Origin of the sequence: Cupriavidus pampae, assembly GCF_914271485.1 — a bacterium.
GTDB lineage: Bacteria > Pseudomonadota > Gammaproteobacteria > Burkholderiales > Burkholderiaceae > Cupriavidus > Cupriavidus pampae.
On the sequence record NZ_CAJZAG010000017.1, the window covers coordinates 48562 to 65710 of the forward strand.

The window sequence follows — 17149 nt, forward strand, 5'->3', positions numbered from 1 at the left end:
GACAGAGTCAAACATGACCGCCGACACCACCGAGTACGTTATCGCCCCTGCGCCGCAGGCCAGCCTTGCTGTGGCAGACAGCAAGGCGCGCTTCCCGATCCGCCGCGTCTTCTGCGTGGGCCGCAACTACGCCGCGCATGCGCGCGAGATGGGCAAGGATCCGGACCGCGAGCCGCCGTTCTTCTTTACCAAGCCGGCTGACGCCGTCGTGGCGGCCGAAGGCACCGTGCCGTACCCGCCGCTGACCGAGAACCTGCACCATGAGATCGAACTCGTGGTGGCACTCGGCAAGGGTGGCCGCAATGTGAGCCCCGCACAGGCGCTCGATCTGGTGTGGGGCTACGCGGTCGGCGTCGATCTGACGCGTCGCGACCTGCAGGACGTGGCCAAGAAGATGAGCCGTCCGTGGGACTGGTCGAAGGCGTTCGATGCGTCGGGCCCGTCCGGCCCGCTGCATCCGGTCTCCCGTATCGGTCATCCCGAGAAAGGCGCGATCTGGCTCAAGGTCAATGGTGAAGAGCGTCAGGTTGGCGATCTCGATGAACTGATCTGGCCCGTGGCCGACGTCATCGCCTATATCTCCGAAAGCGTGGAGCTGCAGGCTGGCGACGTGATCTTTACCGGCACGCCGGCCGGTGTTGGCGCGCTGCTGCCGGGCGACAAGGTGACCGCGGGCGTCGATGGCGTTGGCGAAATCGCGTTCAAGGTCGGACAGCGCGGCTAAGTTCTTAGCATCCCTGGCGGCCCCGGCACTATGCGTGCCGGGGCCATTTTTTATTGTAATTCAATGACTTACCTGTCTATTTGCCGTCGAAATAGAGTGGCGCCTCAAATTCTTTCCGAAGAAAGTCCTTGCTTATCTATCTAGTAGTAGATATTCTTCGATCCATGGACGCCGCTGCAGCAACACAGACACACACGCAACGGTCTTTTTTTTAGCGTCGTAAATCTATCTAGTAGTAGATAACATCGACGAAAAACGAGAACAGGAGCGAATCATGAATGCCAAGACCATCCTCACCGCCGCCACCTTCGCTGTTGCCGCTGCCTTCGCATCGGGTGCCGCACAAGCTCAAGGCCCGCAGGACAGCACGCATGCCGGCGACCGCTACGGCTACAACTTCCGCGTGAACGACGCCCGCGACGTGTATTCGCAAGGCGCCCGCATCAGCAACCGTGACGGTTATACCGACGGTGCGCGTATCAGCAACCGCGATGGCTACACCGACGGTGCCCGCGTGACCAACCGCGACGGCCTGGTGGCAGGTCTGGACCGCACCGGTGTCTCCGCCACGCCGAGCCGCACTGCCGACCCGTATCTGGACGGCGCACGCAACGGCCAGCGTGATGTCTACACCGATGGCGCACTGGTAGCAGGCCTGGACCGCACTGGCGTATCCGCCGAACCGTCGCGCACTCGTGACGTGTACACCGACGGTGCCCGTAACGGCCAGCGCGATGTCTACACCGACGGCGCACTAGCCTAAGTCAGAACCGGCGGGGCACTGACACCCCGCCGGCCGATCGACCCCCGATTGACCTCGATACATCGACCATCGGAGTTTCCAAATGAGTTGGCGTGACAGTGCCCTGATCGTGGGCGGATGGGTAGCGCTTTGTGTCGTGAGCGGTGCGCTGCTCTCGCTGGTTGCGCAAACGCTGTCGATTTGATCGATGGCGTAGAACAGGAGGGTCTATCCCACGATAGACAAGCGTCATGAAATCGACATCCGTACGCGAACAACTGCTGGCCCACACGCTGGTTCTCATCCAGCGCCGCGGATACAACGGCTTCAGCTACCGCGACCTGGCCGAGCTTGTGGGTGTCAAGACCTCGAGCATTCATTACTACTTCCCGACCAAGGACGATCTGGTTCTGGAAGCGATGCGGCTATACACGGCATCGGTCTCCGATCGCATCCATGCGATCGACCCGACGTTGCCGCTGGCTGAACAGGCGTGTCAGTTCGTGAAACCGTTGAACGCCACCATCGAGCTCGGCAATGCCTGCGTCGCCGGCATGTTGTCGGCCGAAGTGGTGACCATGCCGGAACAGGTGCGCTCGCTGCTGCAGGCGCACTTCCAGATGAACGAAGGATGGCTGACGCGGCTGTTGCAACGTGCAGAGGAAGAGCGCGGTTGTGCCGGCGCGGTGCCGCCCGAGGCGCTGGCCAAGGTGATTTACGGCGCGGTGCAGAACGGCATCATTACCGCGCGCATGTCCGGCTCCAATGATCGCTTCAATGCGGCGTGCGACATGCTGGTTGGCGCGGTCTCGACCGATCCGGCCGCGCATCATCAGAGCAAGCGCGTAGAACCCGAAGTTGCCGTAGTGTGAACCGGCGCCCCTCTCCCGCACGGGAGGGGGGATCGATCAAGACTTCCGCTACTTCCCTTTTTTCCCCGCTGTTTTTCTTGCTGTATCCAGCACCACCCACGTCGGCGCATGATCGCTTGCATGCGGCTCGCCGCGGACCCAGCGATCGACGCCCGCATCGCGCAGCTTCGGTGCCAGATCCGCGCTCAGCAGCAAATGATCGATGCGCAAACCCGAGTTGGTTTGCCAATGCTGACGGAAATAATCCCAGAACGTATAGATCCGCTCGTCCGGATGGCGCGCGCGCAGCGCGTCGGTCCACCCCTGCGCCAGCAGCCGCCGATAGCAATCGCGCGACTCGGGCTGAAGCAACGCATCCTTGAGCCACGAGCGCGTGTTGTAGATGTCCTCGTCGGTAGGGATCACGTTGTAGTCGCCCGCCAGCACCACCGGATGCCCGCTGTCATAGAGGCCCTGCGCATGCCGGATCAACCGTTCGAACCACGCCAGCTTGTAGTCGAACTTCGGCCCCGGTTGCGGATTGCCGTTGGGCAGGTACAGGCAGGCCACCAAGACCCCTTCCACCGCGGCCTCGAGATAGCGGCTCTGGGTGTCGTCGTCAGCACCGGGCAGGCCACGTCGCGCCTCGATCGGATCGGTGCCATGCGCCAGGATCGCCACGCCGTTCCATGACTTCTGGCCGTGCCAGATCGCGCCATAGCCGGCCGCGTGAATCTCTTCGATCGGAAAGCCGCTGTCGATCGTCTTCAGTTCCTGCAGGCACACCACATCGGGCGCTTCGCGTTCCAGCCATGCGAGCAGCGCCGGCAGTCGCGTGCGAATGCCGTTGATATTGAACGTGGCGATCTTGAGCGTCTTCTTCATGAGACCCATGGTAGACAACGAAGGTAAGCCCTGCGGAGAGGCAGCAATATTCCGCAGCAAGATTCCTTCCCGCGTGGGAATGAACACTGTATATTCATACAGTTATCCGGCCCCTACCGTCTTGCCGCCTTGCCAGATCCCTCCTCTCCGTCGCCAGCGCCGTCATCGCCACCACCGCGCTATACGGTTGCCGTGCGCGCGCTGTGCGAGTTCACGGCCAAGGCCGGCGACCTCGATCTGCGCTTTACGCCCTCGCCCACCGCGCAGGAAGGCGTGGCGGGCCACGGCGTGGTCACGCGCCGGCGAGGTGCGGCGCATGGGGCTGATTACCGCGCGGAAGTCGCCCTGAGCCTGGAGTTCGAAGGCTTGCGCGTGCGTGGCCGGGCCGACGGATACGACCGTGCCGCTAACAGACTCGAAGAGATCAAGACAGTGCGCGGCGAAGGCGCGATGGTGCCCGACAACCACCGCGCGCTGCATTGGGCACAGGCCAAAACCTACGCGTGGATGTTATGCGCGCAGGAAAATCTTGCAGAGATCGAGATCGCGCTGGTTTATTTCGACATCCTGAGCCAACAGGAACGCATCGAGTCCGCGCGCTTCGAAGCGGCCGTGTTGCAAGCGGAGTTCGAACGGCACTGCCGCTGCTTTCTGGCATGGGCCGAGCAGGAGATTGCCCACCGCATGGCGCGCGACACCGGACTCGCCGCATTGACCTTTCCGCACGATGACTTCCGGCCGGGCCAGCGTGCGCTGGCGGAATCGGTCTACAAGGCCAATGCATCGGGCCGCACGCTGCTGACGCAGGCGCCTACGGGTATCGGCAAGTCGATCGGCACGGTGTTTCCGGCGCTCAAGGCGATGCCGGGGCAGCAGATCGACAAGCTGTTCTTCCTCTCCGCGCGCTCGACCGGGCGCGCGGTCGCGCTCGAGGCTACGGCACGCTTGTATCGGGACTTACGCCGCGACGATGGCGCGGCGCTGCGCGTGATCGAGCTCGTGGCGCGTGACAAGTCTTGTGAGCACCCCGAGCTGGCCTGTCATGGCGCCTCGTGTCCGCTGGCGCGTGGGTTCTATGACCGGCTGCCGGCCGCGCGCGAACAGGCGCGACAGGCCGTGCGACTCAGCCGTGAGGCCTTGCGCGAGGTGGCACTTGCGCATGACGTGTGCCCGTATTTCCTCGCTCAGGAAATGGTGCGCTGGAGCGATGTCGTGGTGGCCGACTACAACTACTACTTCGACCGCAACGCGATGCTGTACGCGCTGACGGCCCTCAACGGCTGGCGTGTCAGCGTGCTGGTCGACGAAGCGCACAACCTCGTCGAGCGTGCGCGGGCGATGTATACGGCCGAGCTCGATCCGATTGGGTTTCGCGCGTTGCGCAAGACCGTCCCGAAAGCATTGAAACGGCCGCTGGAACGCGTCAACCGGCAGTGGCGCGAACTGGCCGCGCACAGCGATGCCGCGCACGAAGTGTTCGAGGCGGTGCCGCCGGCGTTTATCGATGCGCTGACGCAATGTTGTGCCGCCCTCCTCGAGCATATGAGTGCCGCGGGGCCCGCGCAGGGTCGGCATGAGGCCGAACTTGAGCGCTTCTACTTCGATGCGCTGCATTTCCTGCGTCTGGCCGAGCAGATGGAAGAGCAAGGCGGCAAGCATTCGGTGTTCGACGTCGCGCGCCGCGATCGCATTGGTCACCGCAGTGCGACGGCGCGTGGCGTCGAAGCGGTGCCATGCGTGCGCAATCTGCTGCCCGCGCCGTTCCTGCGCGCGCGCTTTGCCGGCGCGCATTCGACCACGCTGTTCTCGGCCACGCTGCAGCCGGTGGACTACTACACCGACATGCTCGGATTGCCGGCCCGCACCGCATGGGTCGAAGTGCCGTCGCCGTTCCGCGCCGAGCAGCTCGAGGTGCGCGTGGCCACGCGCATCTCCACGCGCTATCGCGACCGCGAACGCACGCTGCCCGCGCTCGTGCAGTTGATGGGCGTGCAATATGCCGCACGACCTGGCAACTACCTCGCGTTTTTCAGCAGCCATGACTATCTGCAACGCGCGGCGGAACTGTTTGCGCGCTGTTATCCCGACGTGCCGTACCGGCTGCAGGCGCGCGGCATGGACGAGGCCGGGCAGACGGCGTTTATCGACGGCTTTGTGGCGGGCGGATGTGGCATCGGCTTCGCGGTGCTGGGCGGGAGCTTCTCGGAAGGCGTCGATCTGCCCGGCGACCGGCTGATCGGCGCCTTTGTCGCGACGCTGGGCCTGCCGCAGGTGAATCCGGTCAACGAGCAGTTACGCGAGCACATGGAGCAGCTGTTCGGGCGCGGCTATGCGTATGCCTATCTGTATCCCGGCCTGCGCAAGGTGGTGCAGGCCGCGGGCCGCGTCATCCGCACCGACGACGATCGTGGCGTGGTGTGGCTGATCGACGACCGCTTTGCCGATGCGGAAATTCTTGCACTGCTGCCGGCATGGTGGCGTCCGTCGCAAGACTCGTTGCCGCGTACGACAAGGCTCGCCGATTCGCGGCACAATGCGCATCACGATGGACATCACGCCGAGCCGCCATCCGGACAGGATGTCGCTGGCGCGAATTTCGCATAAGCGATGGCCCAACGCGGCGCGATCAGGAGACTCCCACCGATGAGCATGACCAAGACCTTTGCTGCCACCGAACCGGCCCGTACCGAGATCGACGCACTGTCCGGCGCCACGCTGCTGGAGTTCGGCGCCCCGTGGTGCGGCTTCTGCATGCGCGCGCAACCGCTGATCGAGACCGCGTTCGCGGGGCATCCGTCGCTGCGCCACGTGAAGATCGAAGACGGCAGCGGCCGACCGCTGGGGCGCTCGTTCCGCGTCAAGCTATGGCCGACGCTGGTGTTCCTGCGCGATGGCCAGGAGGTGGCGCGGCTGGTACGGCCCACCGATGCGAACGCGATCGCCGAAGCGATGGCCAGCATCGACGCAACGCCCACCTGAACGCCCACCTGAACTGCGTCAAGGTGCCTGCTCAGGACTCACGCATCAGGTCCACCAGCGCGCGCAAGCCGGCGGGGATATTGCGGCGGCTCGGGTAATACAGGCATAGCCGGCCAAACGACGGTGTCCAGTCCTCGAGCACATGCACGAGCCGGCCCGCGGCGATATCCTCCTGGACATTCCACTCGCTGAGGTATGACAGCCCACTGCCCTCGTGCACCGCGGCAATCATCAAGGTGGTGTCGTCGAGCGTGATCGTGCCCGGCACATCCACTTCCAGCGATTCGCCATGCTTTGTGAACTCCCAGCGGTAGATCACACCGCTGGCCATACGCGCGCGAATGCAGCGATGGTGCAGCAGATCCATGGGCGAGCGCGGCACCGGGTGATTCTCGAAATATTCGGGAGTGCCCACCACCACCATGCGCTGCTGCGGCCCGAACGGAATCGCCACCATGTCCTGCGGCACCGCCTCCAGTAGCCGGATACCGGCATCGAAGCCCGCCACCACGATATCGATCAGCCGGCCCTCGGTAACGATATCGAGGTGCATCTCGGGATAGCGCCGCGCGTACTCCAGAAAAATCGGCATGGCCTGCCGCGCGGCACCCACCGAAGTATTGATACGCAACGTTCCACGGGGCGTTTCCCCATAACTGCCAGCCTGCGTCAGCGCGTCGCGAATCGAAGCCAGCGCGGGCGCGACGTTATCGACGAACTGCGCCCCCGCCTCCGACAACGCCACGCTGCGTGTGGTCCGGTTGAACAACCGCACGCCGATGCGCCCTTCCAGCGCCGCAATGCCATGCGACAACGCCGAGGTCGAGACGCCCAGCTCCACCGCCGCCGCACGGAAGCTGCGATGACGGGCGACTGCGAGAACCGCCTCGAGTTCCTGTAAACCACTGGTTTGCATTATCCCGATCTCCTCACTGATTCATCCGCGATTGTATGGCTAGACGGGCCAATGGTGCGAGCCTACATTGAATGCAACGCAACTTTCAATGGCTCTTCACCATGCACAACATCGACAAGATCTACATCGACGGCGCCTTCGTGACCCCACACGGGGAGGAATGGTTCGACCTGTTCAATCCGGCGACCGAGCAGACCATCGGCCGCGTCCGGCTGGCCGACGAGGCCGATGCCCATGCCGCCATCGCCGCCGCCAAAGCCGCGCTGCCGCGCATTGCCAGCGCCACCCGCGAAGAGCGGCTCGGCTGGCTCGCACGCATGGAAGCGGCCGTGCGTAAGCGCGAAGCGGAACTGTTCGATGCCGTGATCGAGGAATATGGCGCGCCGATCAGCCGCGCGCGCTGGATGGTCACGTACGCGGCCGACGTCATCGCCCATGCCGCCGATGTCCTCCGCGACTACCCGTTTGCGCGCCGCGCGGGCACGGCCGAAGTCACGATGACGCCGGTAGGCGTGGCGGGCCTGATCACGCCGTGGAACGCCAACGCGAGCTTTATCACCGGCAAGCTCGCCACCGCCCTCGCCGCGGGCTGCCCAGCTGTCATCAAGCCGAGCGAGATGAGCGCGCTGCAAACCCGCATCGTCACCGAGGCGCTGCATGAGGCCGATCTGCCGCGCGGCGCGTTCAATATCGTGACTGGCCGTGGCGATGTCGTGGGCGCCGCGATCACCGCGCATCGCGATGTCGCCAAGATCTCGTTCACGGGCTCGACGGCTGTGGGCAAGGCGATCGTCCGCGCCGGCGCGGACACACTCAAGCGCGTGACGCTCGAACTCGGCGGCAAGTCGCCGACGATCATCCTCGACGATGCGGACTTTGCGCAGGTGGTGCCGCTCGCATTGCTGGCTGGCTTTATGAATAGCGGCCAGGCGTGCATCGCCGGCACGCGCATTCTGGTGCCGGCGGCGCGCAAGGCCGAGTTCGAGGCCCATGTGCGCGATGCCGTCGGCCAGTTTCCGGCGGGCCTGCCTTCGAACCCCGCCACCGCGATCGGCCCGATGGTAAGCCAGCGTCAATGGGAGCGCGTACAGCGCTATATCGGCGTGGGTCTCGAGGAAGGGGCAAAGCTCGTGACCGGCGGCGTGGGACGTCCTGAAGGCCTGACCGCCGGCTGGTTCGTGCGGCCGACCGTATTCACCGATGTGCGGAATGACATGACCATCGCGCGCGAGGAAATCTTCGGGCCGGTGCTGTCGATCATCGCCTATGACAACGAAGAAGAAGCCGTGGCGATTGCCAATGACACCACGTACGGTTTGTCGGCTTACGTCATGGGCAGCGATGCGGCGCGCGCACGCCGCGTTGCCGCGCGCATCGAATCCGGGCGCGTGCTCGTGAACACGCTTGCGCACGAGCCCAAGGCGCCGTTCGGCGGCTTCAAGCAATCGGGCCTTGGCCGCGAGTATGGTACCTACGGACTGGAAGCGTTTCTCGAACCGAAGTCGACGCTCGGCGTGTTTGCCGATTGATATGCGGCGAGATCAGGTTTCGAGCGGCATCGCGCTCGTGCACTTGATCTCGTCGAGGCACACGCTCGACTTCACCCCGCTCACGCCCGGGATGCGCATCAGCGTATCGAGCAGGAAGTCCGACAGCGACTTGAGGTCACGCGCTACCACCTTGAGCACGTAGTCGATATCCCCCGTCACCGAAAAGCACTCCTGGATCTGCGCGAGTTCGGCCACCAGGCCCTTGAATTTCGACAGATCCCGGATGTGCCCGCGCTCCATCGTCACATGGATAAACGCGGTCACCCCAAATCCCAGCGCGGCACTGTCGAGCCTCGCCTCATAGCGCTTGATAACGCCAGCCTCCTCCAGGCGGCGATGCCGCCGCAGCGTCTGCGCCGGCGACAGGCTGATCGCCTCGGCCAGTTCGAGGTTGGAAGCGCGTCCGTGTTCCTGCAGCATGCCAAGCAAGCGGCGGTCGGTTCGATCCAGCTCCGGATTCTGCACGTCGATTTCTCCTGATCGTATTTCTACGAAATTTCCTCTCACAACCTAGGGTTTCCCTTGCCGCGTTATGAAATCCTATTTTGCGGGCGCGAATATACACTCGAATCGTTCGTCGCTGGCAGGGATGGCGCACCGATGTCGGGAATATCGCATCTTTTTGCCGCGCAGACGACTCAGCATTTCCACGATATCTGCAATATCCGGGCCTAATCTCGCGCCAGGCCCGAAATAAAATTTCCTCGTGACCGCCCCATGACCAATCTCGCCGAGCAAACCACCATGACGGACCTCTTTGATAACCCGATGCAGCTGATGGGATTCGAGTTCGTCGAATTCGCGTCGCCGATGCCCAACGTGCTCGAGCCGCTGTTCGAGAAGATGGGCTTTACGCTGGTGGCGCGACATCGGTCGAAGGACGTGCTGCTGTATCGTCAGGGCGACGTCAATTTCATCGTGAACCGCGAGCCGAACAGCCACGCCGCGTACTTCGCGGCCGAGCATGGTCCGAGCGCATGCGGCCTGGCATTCCGCGTCAAGGATTCGCACCGCGCCTATGCGCGCGCGCTGGAGCTCGGCGCGCAGCCGGTGGAGATCCCGACCGGTCCGATGGAGTTGCGTCTGCCCGCAATCAAGGGCATCGGCGGCGCGCCGCTCTACCTGATCGACCGCTTCGAGGACGGCAAATCGATCTATGACATCGACTTCGAGTTTCTGGAAGGCGTGGAGCGTCGTCCCGAGGGCCATGGCCTGCGCGTGATCGACCACCTGACGCACAACGTCTACCGCGGCCGCATGACGTACTGGGCGAACTTCTACGAACGTCTGTTCAACTTCCGCGAAATCCGCTATTTCGACATTCAAGGCGAGTACACGGGCCTGACCTCGAAGGCGATGACCGCGCCCGACGGCCGCATCCGCATTCCGCTCAACGAGGAGTCGTCGAAGGGCAGCGGCCAGATCGAGGAGTTCCTGATGGCCTTCAATGGCGAGGGCATCCAGCACATCGCGTTCCACACCGACAACCTGCTCGATGTCATCGACCGCCTGCAGCTGGCCGGCGTCGAGCTCATGACCGCGCCGAACGACTACTACTACGAGGCGCTCGAGACGCGTCTGCCCGGCCATGGCCAGCCTGTGGACCAGTTGAAGGCGCGCGGCATCCTGCTGGACGGCACGACGGCCGACAACAAGCCGCGGCTGCTGCTGCAGATCTTCTCCAAGAGCGCGCTGGGGCCGGTGTTCTTCGAATTCATCCAGCGCCGCGGCGACGATGGCTTTGGCGAAGGCAATTTCAAGGCGCTGTTCGAGTCGCTCGAGCGCGACCAGATCGCGCGCGGCACCTTGAAAGTCTGAACGATTTTCGGACGTTGGCACGATCGAGACGGCGAGCGTGCCGGCATTCGGAGTCAGGCGGGGCCCGCGAGACCGGGTAATTCCGGCCTCGCGGGCCGTTCTTGGCGTAAGCTAACGGTTTTTGGCGCTTTCCGGTTACCCATCCCATGTTCGAACATATCGAAGCCTTTCCGGGCGATCCCATCCTCTCGCTCAACGAAGACTTTCAGCAAGACCCGCGCACCAACAAGGTCAACCTGAGCATCGGCATCTACTTCGATGACAACGGCCGCCTGCCCGTCATGAAGTCAGTCGCCGAGGCGGAAGCCGCGCTGCTGGCGGACATGGGCCCGCGCTCGTATCTGCCGATGTCAGGCCTGGTTGCCTACCGTCAGGCTGTGCAGGCGCTGGTGTTCGGCGAGAACAGCCCCGCCCGCGTGGAAGGCCGCATCGCCACGCTGCAAACGCTCGGTGGCTCTGGCGCGCTGCGCGTGGGCGCGGACTTCCTCAAGCGCTCCTTCCCCAATACCGAACTGTGGCTCAGCGATCCCAGCTGGGAGAACCACCGCGTGGTGTTCGAGCGCGCCGGCTTTACCGTCAACAGCTATCCGTACTACGACGCGGCCACTGGCGGCCTGAAGTTCGACGAGATGCTCGCGGCGATCAAGCAGATTCCGCAGGGCGGCATCGTGCTGCTGCATGCGTGCTGCCACAACCCGACCGGCGTAGATCTGAACAAGGAACAGTGGCTGCAGGTCATCGACGTGGTCAAGCAGCGCAAGCTGCTGCCGTTTGTCGATATGGCCTACCAGGGCTTCGGCACCGACCTCGATGACGATGCGTTCGTCGTGCGCGAACTCGCGCGCCAGGGCGTGTCCGCACTGGTCGCCAATTCGTTCTCGAAGAACTTCTCGCTGTATGGCGAACGCGTCGGTGGCCTGAGCGTGATCTGCCAGAGCGCCGACGAGGCCAGCCGCGTGCTGGGCCAGTTGACCGGTGCCGTGCGCGCCAACTACAGCAACCCGCCGACGCATGGCGCGCGCGTGGTGGCTCGCGTGCTGACCTCGCCCGAACTGCGTGCCGACTGGCAAAAGGAACTGGCCTCGATGTGCGATCGCATCGCACGCATGCGTCAGGCGATTCACGATCAGCTGCGCGCGCACGTGACTGGCGAAAAGCTGTCGCGCTACATCACGCAGCGCGGCATGTTCACGTACACCGGGCTGACGGCCGATCAGGTCGATCGCCTCAAGAACGAACACGGCGTTTATCTGCTGCGCTCGGGCCGCATGTGCGTGGCGGGCCTCAACGAACGCAACGTTGGCGTGGTCGCCAATGCGATCGGGCAAGTATTGAAGGGTTGATCACCTTTAGTCACCCTATGGTCACCCTATGGCCGAGGGGAGCTTCATTCGCTGAATTTCCCCTCGCCAGCAAGTCCGTGCGGAACGGTTTACCATCTCGGCCATTCCTTTTCGCATCCGCACGGAGTTTTCATGGCATCAGACCTGGCCTCGCATCCGATTTCCGGCAAGTGGCCCGCCTCGCATCCTGACCGACTGCAGCTTTACTCGCTGCCAACGCCCAACGGCATCAAGGTGTCGCTGATGCTCGAGGAGACCGGTCTCCCGTACGAACCGCACGCGGTGCGCTTCGACAGCAACGACCAGCTCACGCCCGAGTTCATCGCGCTCAATCCCAACAACAAGATCCCGGCAATCATCGATCCCGATGGCCCCGGCGGCAAGCCGCTCGCGCTGTTTGAATCGGGCGCGATCCTGATCTATCTGGCCGAGAAGACCGGCAAGTTCATGTCGGCGGACCCCGCCACGCGCTACGAAACCATCCAGTGGGTGATGTTCCAGATGGGCGGCATCGGCCCGATGTTTGGGCAGCTCGGCTTCTTCCACAAGTTCGCGGGCAAGGACTACGAAGACAAGCGTCCGCGCGACCGCTATGCAGCGGAGTCGCGCCGACTGCTGAACGTGCTGAACGAACGCCTCAAGGGTCGCGCGTGGATCATGGGCGACGACTACACGATCGCCGATATCGCAACGTTCCCCTGGGTGCGCAATCTGTTGGGCTTCTATGAGGCTGGCGATATCGTCGGCATCAAGGACTTCCCCGAAGTCTCGCGCGTGCTGGAAGCGTTCGTGGCACGTCCAACGGTACAACGCGCAGTGAATATTCCGCGCCGCGATTGAGTCGTTTATTCAGCCACCTGCCCCGCCTCGATCCTGGCGATCTTGGTTAGAATCAAAACAAGGCCAAACCATCAACCGGCTTTCTGATCCTTTCACGCACAGCGCCGAGGGACGTTCATGACAAAAGTCAAAGTTGCCGGGTTCGGCGTCTCGTTTGATGGCTTCGGTGCGGGCACCGCTCAAAGCCTGGAGCATCCGCTTGGTGTGCGAGGCGAGGAGCTCTTTCAATGGTTTTTCCCCACGCGGACTTTTCTTCAGATGCTGGGAAAAGAGGGAGGCGAAACGGGCGTTGATGACCGTTTCGCCCGGCGCGCCATGGAAGGTTTTGGTGCCTTCATCCTCGGCCGCAACATGTTCGGGCCTATTCGCGGCGAATGGCCGGATGATCAGTGGAAAGGCTGGTGGGGTGACACGCCGCCCTATCACGCGCCAACCTTCGTACTCACACATCATCCAAGGCCATCAATCGAGATGCTAGGCGGAACGACATTTCATTTTGTTTCCGATGGCATCGAGGCCGCGCTCGAAAAGGCGCGCGAAGCGGCGAGCGGCAAGGACGTCAAGATCGGCGGCGGTGTCGAGACCGTGAAGCAATACGTTCAGGCCGGCTACGTCGATGAGATTCACCTCGCCGTTGCTCCCATTGCGCTTGGGCAAGGCGAAGCGCTCTTCAGCGGCCTGGATCTCCGCGCGCTGGGATATCGGACAGTCGAGCACGTAACGACGGATCGAGCCACGCATATTGTTCTCGCGAAATAGCATTCGCGGTCAGATAAGGAGGCATGATGTCCAACGTTTTCCGGCAAGTTTGCAAAGCAAATCTCACTGTCCTCTGCATCGCGGGCCTGCTCGCTTCCTGTGCCTCAACGAGGGTAGCGGCTCCGCCCGAATTGCAGCCCGCCGACGCGCGTGGAACGATCGCGGTGATGCACGCGTCGGGTGTACAGATTTACCAATGCAAGCGCGCGAGCGACGGTCGGTTGTTATGGACCTTCCTCGCCCCGGAAGCAACGCTCAAAGATGACTTCGGGCAAATCATCGTCAAGCACTACGCTGGGCCGACATGGGAAGCGCCCGATGGCAGCAAGGTGACCGGCAAGGTGTTGAAGCAGGCGCCGAACACACAAAACGCGCAAAACGCGCAGGAGCCGGACAGCATTCCGCTCTTGCTGCTGCAGGCAACGAGCACCGGCGGACCCGGTCTGCTTTCAAACACGCGTTACGTGCAGCGGCTGAATACCCAGGGTGGTCAGGCTCTCCCTCAGGCCTGCACACAGGAGGGACTGGAGAATCGCATGCCGTATCGGGCGGACTACGTTTTTCTGGAATAGCCATGCTTCCCGACAGCGACACTCTGCTACTCCTCGTTTCCCGCGAGATGCCATATGGCAAACATAAGGGGACATTGATCGCCGATCTTCCGGGCAACTATCTGAACTGGTTTGCCCGGGAAGGCTTTCCCCCAGGCGAGATTGGCCGCCTGCTTGCCCTCATGCACGAACTCGATCACAACGGACTTGGGCATCTGCTGACGCCGCTGCGCAAGCGGCGATAGGACATTCGCACGACTGCTGATATATTACATATCTGGTTGAACTGACTGAGGAAGTACAGCCGATATGACAACTACGATCGTCTACACCCACACCGCCTGCCTCGAGCACCGCCCCGGACCGCACCACCCAGAGTCGCCCGAACGACTGACTGCCGTCGTGGAGGCATTGCGAACGCCGGAGTTCGCTTCGCTGGAATGGCGCGATGCGCCGATGGGCACCGTCGAGCAGGTGCAGCTGATCCACGATGCGGACTATATCGACGAGATCGCACAGGGCGCGCCCACCAAGGGCTACGTAGCACTGGACGCGGGCGATACGATCATGTCGCCGGGCTCATGGGAAGCCGTCATGCGCTGCGTCGGCGCGGCTTGTGCGGGTGTCGATGCGGTGATGGACGGCCACGCGCGCAACGTGTTCTGCGCGACACGGCCATGCGGCCATCACGCGGAACCGGCGAAGGCGATGGGCTTTTGCATTTTTAACCAAGCCGCAATCGCGGCAGCCTACGCGTATGAAGTCCACAAGCTCGAGCGCGTCGCTGTGGTCGATTTCGACGTGCATCACGGCAATGGCACTCAGGAAGCGTTCTTCAACCGTCCCGAGTTGTTCTACGCCTCTAGCCACCAGTCGCCCTTCTATCCCGGTACGGGCGCGCGTTCCGAGACAGGGGTGAACCACAATATCGTCAACGTGCCGTTGCCTCGCGGCTGTGACTCGGCGCAGTTCCGTGCTGCGATTTCTGCTCAGATACTTCCCGCATTAAGGGCCTTCGCTCCGGAGATCCTTATTCTCTCCACTGGATTCGACGCGCATCGCTCGGATCCCCTCGCTGGCATGAACCTGGAGGACAGCGACTTCCAGTGGATCACCGAGGAACTGATGCAGATTGCCGACGAGACGTGCGACGGCCGCATCGTGTCGATTCTGGAGGGTGGCTATAGCCTCAACGCATTGGCCACGAGTACCGTGGCGCATGTCAGTGCGCTGATGCAGGCCGAGGGGTCGTCTCCCGCCTGACGCGACGTGCAGTGGGCCACTTACTTTTTTGGAAGTAGCGATCGCCGGCCGCGACTGCGCGGCTTGGCTTCGACGCCAATACGCGGATCGCGCTGGAGAACCAGAGCGACGGCGGCCGCGGCAGTGTCCTCGAACGCGGGGTCGTCTTGCGAGACGTATAGCCACTTGCCGAGCACAGGGTGAGGACGTAACGCGGGCAATTCCTCGACGAGACTCGCATGCTGGTCCCGCGCGGTGCATACCAACAGCCCATTCCACGGCGCGTCGCGATCCGCGGCAACCAGGGATAAGCGGCCGTCGATATACGCGGCATCGCAGCCGAACATCTGCTTTCGGATATAAGTTTGATCCTGATCGAACGCTTCGAAGAGCCAGAGGAGCGAGTTGCGAACGGTGGATGGCATCGCGCTTGAATGAATGAGCAATGCCCGCCATTCTGCTCCTTTGGCAGCAGCACCGCCCCGTCTTACGTCTCGCGCGTTAGCGCTTCTTTAAGCCTCGACGTGAGCGTTTCGTATTTCTGTTGCGAAGTATCTGCCAACGCCTCGTCGCGAGTGGACGGTGTGTCGTCATACGGCACCGGCTCCGCGAACTGGCTCACGGTCAAGTCCCATTTCTTCCCGTCGATCAGATTGTAGAAGTGCGTGCCACCTGAGGTCCGAGTAGTAAGAATCTCCCCACCGAAATGATCCTGGACCACGAGCGAGGTGATGCTGCAATGATTCTGCGCTGGATTCGATGGCGACCAAACGCCTGCCGGGCTAGACGTGTCTCCGGCCCAAACGCGTGAAATCGCTCTGTACAGGTCGAGCGGTGTCGCAAAGGTTCTCGATACAGAAGTCATCTGATTTTGCTCTTTAGGTGAGCCGACGACCGATGGGACATCCAAAAACAAAAGCCCCGTCGTCGCCGGCGGGGCTTCGAAGCGCATGTCGCTTCAATTCCTAGCGTATGCACGTCCCCAGCGGCAGTCCCGAGTGGGAATGCCAATGAAGATGAGTCGCGATGGCGAAGGACGTGTGGGCTTGCACGACAGGAAGTCTGCCTTCAACTTTACAACTCGTCAACGAGTGTCTTGTTGCGCCTGGTCGCTTCGCCTGGGCCGCTTTCGAGCAGAGCTGCTTTGCCGAACAGGGTTGATCAGTGCTGCCCGGCGCAGGTCGAGATATGGCGCCAGGTGGAAGGGGCGGTACGACGCAATACCGCATCGTCAGGAATCCAGTTGTCCGTCTCTAAGGGCTTCGTCACATGCCACACTAATGTGTTGTTCTTCCGGGTCAACATCGCGCGACCCGCCCCGCTTTCGCGTCCGCTGCGAAATTCCACCTGGGCATCGTTCTCTTGCAACAGCGGGCACGACCACGATTCTCACGGATCAAATGAATATCCGTCTGGTAAATGCTTGAACGTCTTCTTCAGATCAAACGTCATGGCGCATTCCCTTGTTCCCGCATAGAGGCGGTTGTCCGTCGTATCGTCCTCCCATTGCACCTGGTATCGCCAGTACTCTGGGACGTTGAAAGGTGGCTGGGAGGACTGATTGACGGACCTCTCGAGAGGTCGGGCTACATCTTCAAGGGTGACGCACGCGTCTTTCGGAAGGACCGATATCTGTACCCACTGAGAGGGTTGCGCGCGAGAGAGAGGACGAATCGTGAAGTTTAGAACTGGACCAGTCCCCTCAGGTCTCCTGAAGTACGATGACCTTCGCTCGCGTTGGCTTTCATCGGAGAATTCATCCAGATGAATACTGAGAGCTTGTACCAAATCTTCCCGCGAGATCGGATGGTCTTGCTTGGCAAGCTTCTCGAGCCCTTGGGCCAGCACTGCTGCGACTTTGCTTGCAGGACTACCTGCCCCTGGGATAAGCCGCTTGCTTACTGTGAATGGGTTCCCACAATTCTTTCCGTCTGCTCGAAGGTTGCTCA

The 17149-nt window shown here is 62.4% G+C and carries 18 protein-coding genes; 13 read left to right on the top strand and 5 right to left on the bottom strand.

Annotated elements, in window-relative coordinates; all coding sequences use genetic code 11:
- Nucleotides 1–13 precede the first annotated feature (13 nt).
- From LDO41_RS31730 to LDO41_RS31740, 3 genes are all read left to right on the top strand, one after another.
- Nucleotides 14–724 (top strand): fumarylacetoacetate hydrolase family protein, encoded by a 711-nt coding sequence (locus tag LDO41_RS31730; RefSeq protein WP_223995441.1) that lies wholly within the window; start codon nucleotides 14–16, stop codon nucleotides 722–724.
- 274 nt (nucleotides 725–998) lie between these two features.
- The gene (locus tag LDO41_RS31735; protein WP_223995442.1) at nucleotides 999–1487 is read left to right on the top strand and encodes a copper resistance protein CopQ; all 489 of its coding nucleotides are present in this window, start codon (nucleotides 999–1001) and stop codon (nucleotides 1485–1487) included.
- Nucleotides 1488–1717: 230 nt separating this feature from the next.
- Nucleotides 1718–2338, top strand: coding sequence for a TetR/AcrR family transcriptional regulator (locus LDO41_RS31740; protein WP_223995443.1), 621 nt, complete (start codon nucleotides 1718–1720; stop codon nucleotides 2336–2338).
- A gap of 48 nt (nucleotides 2339–2386) precedes the next feature.
- Here the strand turns inward: LDO41_RS31740 and xth are convergent, their stop codons facing one another.
- A complete protein-coding gene (xth, locus tag LDO41_RS31745) occupies nucleotides 2387–3202 on the bottom strand; it encodes an exodeoxyribonuclease III (protein ID WP_223995444.1) in 816 nt (271 codons plus the stop codon).
- 129 nt (nucleotides 3203–3331) lie between these two features.
- Here xth and LDO41_RS31750 point away from each other — a divergent pair, with 129 nt between their 5' ends.
- Together LDO41_RS31750 and LDO41_RS31755 are read left to right on the top strand one after the other, a co-directional pair.
- A complete protein-coding gene (locus LDO41_RS31750) occupies nucleotides 3332–5806 on the top strand; it encodes an ATP-dependent DNA helicase (RefSeq protein ID WP_223995445.1) in 2475 nt (824 codons plus the stop codon).
- 39 nt (nucleotides 5807–5845) lie between these two features.
- On the top strand, nucleotides 5846–6181 hold the full coding sequence (locus tag LDO41_RS31755) for a thioredoxin family protein (protein ID WP_223995446.1): 336 nt from the start codon (nucleotides 5846–5848) through the stop codon (nucleotides 6179–6181).
- Nucleotides 6182–6212: 31 nt separating this feature from the next.
- Here the strand turns inward: LDO41_RS31755 and LDO41_RS31760 are convergent, their stop codons facing one another.
- Entirely contained in the window at nucleotides 6213–7097 is an 885-nt protein-coding gene (locus LDO41_RS31760; RefSeq protein WP_223995447.1) for a LysR family transcriptional regulator, read from the bottom strand.
- A 101-nt stretch (nucleotides 7098–7198) separates the two neighbouring features.
- Between LDO41_RS31760 and LDO41_RS31765 the strand changes: the two genes are divergently transcribed.
- A complete protein-coding gene (locus LDO41_RS31765) occupies nucleotides 7199–8626 on the top strand; it encodes an aldehyde dehydrogenase family protein (RefSeq protein WP_223995569.1) in 1428 nt (475 codons plus the stop codon).
- Nucleotides 8627–8638: 12 nt separating this feature from the next.
- Here LDO41_RS31765 and LDO41_RS31770 read toward each other — a convergent pair whose 3' ends face one another.
- Entirely contained in the window at nucleotides 8639–9112 is a 474-nt protein-coding gene (locus LDO41_RS31770; protein ID WP_223995449.1) for an Lrp/AsnC family transcriptional regulator, read from the bottom strand.
- 279 nt (nucleotides 9113–9391) lie between these two features.
- Here LDO41_RS31770 and hppD point away from each other — a divergent pair, with 279 nt between their 5' ends.
- From hppD to LDO41_RS31805, 7 genes are all read left to right on the top strand, one after another.
- Nucleotides 9392–10465, top strand: a complete 1074-nt coding sequence (hppD, locus tag LDO41_RS31775; protein ID WP_223995451.1) for a 4-hydroxyphenylpyruvate dioxygenase — start codon at nucleotides 9392–9394, stop codon at nucleotides 10463–10465.
- 146 nt (nucleotides 10466–10611) lie between these two features.
- Nucleotides 10612–11808, top strand: coding sequence for an amino acid aminotransferase (locus tag LDO41_RS31780; RefSeq protein ID WP_223995453.1), 1197 nt, complete (start codon nucleotides 10612–10614; stop codon nucleotides 11806–11808).
- Nucleotides 11809–11940: 132 nt separating this feature from the next.
- Nucleotides 11941–12648, top strand: a complete 708-nt coding sequence (locus tag LDO41_RS31785) for a glutathione S-transferase N-terminal domain-containing protein (protein ID WP_223995455.1) — start codon at nucleotides 11941–11943, stop codon at nucleotides 12646–12648.
- A 117-nt stretch (nucleotides 12649–12765) separates the two neighbouring features.
- Nucleotides 12766–13407 (top strand): dihydrofolate reductase family protein, encoded by a 642-nt coding sequence (locus LDO41_RS31790; protein WP_223995457.1) that lies wholly within the window; start codon nucleotides 12766–12768, stop codon nucleotides 13405–13407.
- Between the two features lie 23 nt (nucleotides 13408–13430).
- A complete protein-coding gene (locus LDO41_RS31795; protein WP_223995459.1) occupies nucleotides 13431–13979 on the top strand; it encodes a DUF3455 domain-containing protein in 549 nt (182 codons plus the stop codon).
- A gap of 2 nt (nucleotides 13980–13981) precedes the next feature.
- On the top strand, nucleotides 13982–14203 hold the full coding sequence (locus LDO41_RS31800; RefSeq protein WP_223995461.1) for a DUF3820 family protein: 222 nt from the start codon (nucleotides 13982–13984) through the stop codon (nucleotides 14201–14203).
- Nucleotides 14204–14267: 64 nt separating this feature from the next.
- On the top strand, nucleotides 14268–15221 hold the full coding sequence (locus LDO41_RS31805; protein WP_223995463.1) for a histone deacetylase family protein: 954 nt from the start codon (nucleotides 14268–14270) through the stop codon (nucleotides 15219–15221).
- Nucleotides 15222–15241: 20 nt separating this feature from the next.
- On the opposite strand, the gene LDO41_RS31810 is transcribed toward LDO41_RS31805, so the two are convergent.
- Together LDO41_RS31810 and LDO41_RS31815 are read right to left on the bottom strand one after the other, a co-directional pair.
- Entirely contained in the window at nucleotides 15242–15625 is a 384-nt protein-coding gene (locus LDO41_RS31810; RefSeq protein WP_223995464.1) for a hypothetical protein, read from the bottom strand.
- A gap of 62 nt (nucleotides 15626–15687) precedes the next feature.
- A complete protein-coding gene (locus tag LDO41_RS31815; RefSeq protein ID WP_223995466.1) occupies nucleotides 15688–16152 on the bottom strand; it encodes a YunG family protein in 465 nt (154 codons plus the stop codon).
- Between the last annotated feature and the right edge of the window lie 997 nt (nucleotides 16153–17149).

Coding starts and splice junctions, on each gene's coding strand:
- LDO41_RS31730 (WP_223995441.1), top strand. CDS start 14: ATGACCGCCGACACCACCGAGTACGTTATCGCCCCTGCGCCGCAGGCC.
- LDO41_RS31735 (WP_223995442.1), top strand. CDS start 999: ATGAATGCCAAGACCATCCTCACCGCCGCCACCTTCGCTGTTGCCGCT.
- LDO41_RS31740 (WP_223995443.1), top strand. CDS start 1,718: ATGAAATCGACATCCGTACGCGAACAACTGCTGGCCCACACGCTGGTT.
- xth (WP_223995444.1), bottom strand. CDS start 3,202: ATGAAGAAGACGCTCAAGATCGCCACGTTCAATATCAACGGCATTCGC.
- LDO41_RS31755 (WP_223995446.1), top strand. CDS start 5,846: ATGAGCATGACCAAGACCTTTGCTGCCACCGAACCGGCCCGTACCGAG.
- LDO41_RS31760 (WP_223995447.1), bottom strand. CDS start 7,097: ATGCAAACCAGTGGTTTACAGGAACTCGAGGCGGTTCTCGCAGTCGCC.
- LDO41_RS31765 (WP_223995569.1), top strand. CDS start 7,199: ATGCACAACATCGACAAGATCTACATCGACGGCGCCTTCGTGACCCCA.
- hppD (WP_223995451.1), top strand. CDS start 9,392: ATGACGGACCTCTTTGATAACCCGATGCAGCTGATGGGATTCGAGTTC.
- LDO41_RS31780 (WP_223995453.1), top strand. CDS start 10,612: ATGTTCGAACATATCGAAGCCTTTCCGGGCGATCCCATCCTCTCGCTC.
- LDO41_RS31785 (WP_223995455.1), top strand. CDS start 11,941: ATGGCATCAGACCTGGCCTCGCATCCGATTTCCGGCAAGTGGCCCGCC.
- LDO41_RS31790 (WP_223995457.1), top strand. CDS start 12,766: ATGACAAAAGTCAAAGTTGCCGGGTTCGGCGTCTCGTTTGATGGCTTC.
- LDO41_RS31795 (WP_223995459.1), top strand. CDS start 13,431: ATGATGTCCAACGTTTTCCGGCAAGTTTGCAAAGCAAATCTCACTGTC.
- LDO41_RS31800 (WP_223995461.1), top strand. CDS start 13,982: ATGCTTCCCGACAGCGACACTCTGCTACTCCTCGTTTCCCGCGAGATG.
- LDO41_RS31805 (WP_223995463.1), top strand. CDS start 14,268: ATGACAACTACGATCGTCTACACCCACACCGCCTGCCTCGAGCACCGC.
- LDO41_RS31810 (WP_223995464.1), bottom strand. CDS start 15,625: ATGCCATCCACCGTTCGCAACTCGCTCCTCTGGCTCTTCGAAGCGTTC.
- LDO41_RS31815 (WP_223995466.1), bottom strand. CDS start 16,152: ATGCGCTTCGAAGCCCCGCCGGCGACGACGGGGCTTTTGTTTTTGGAT.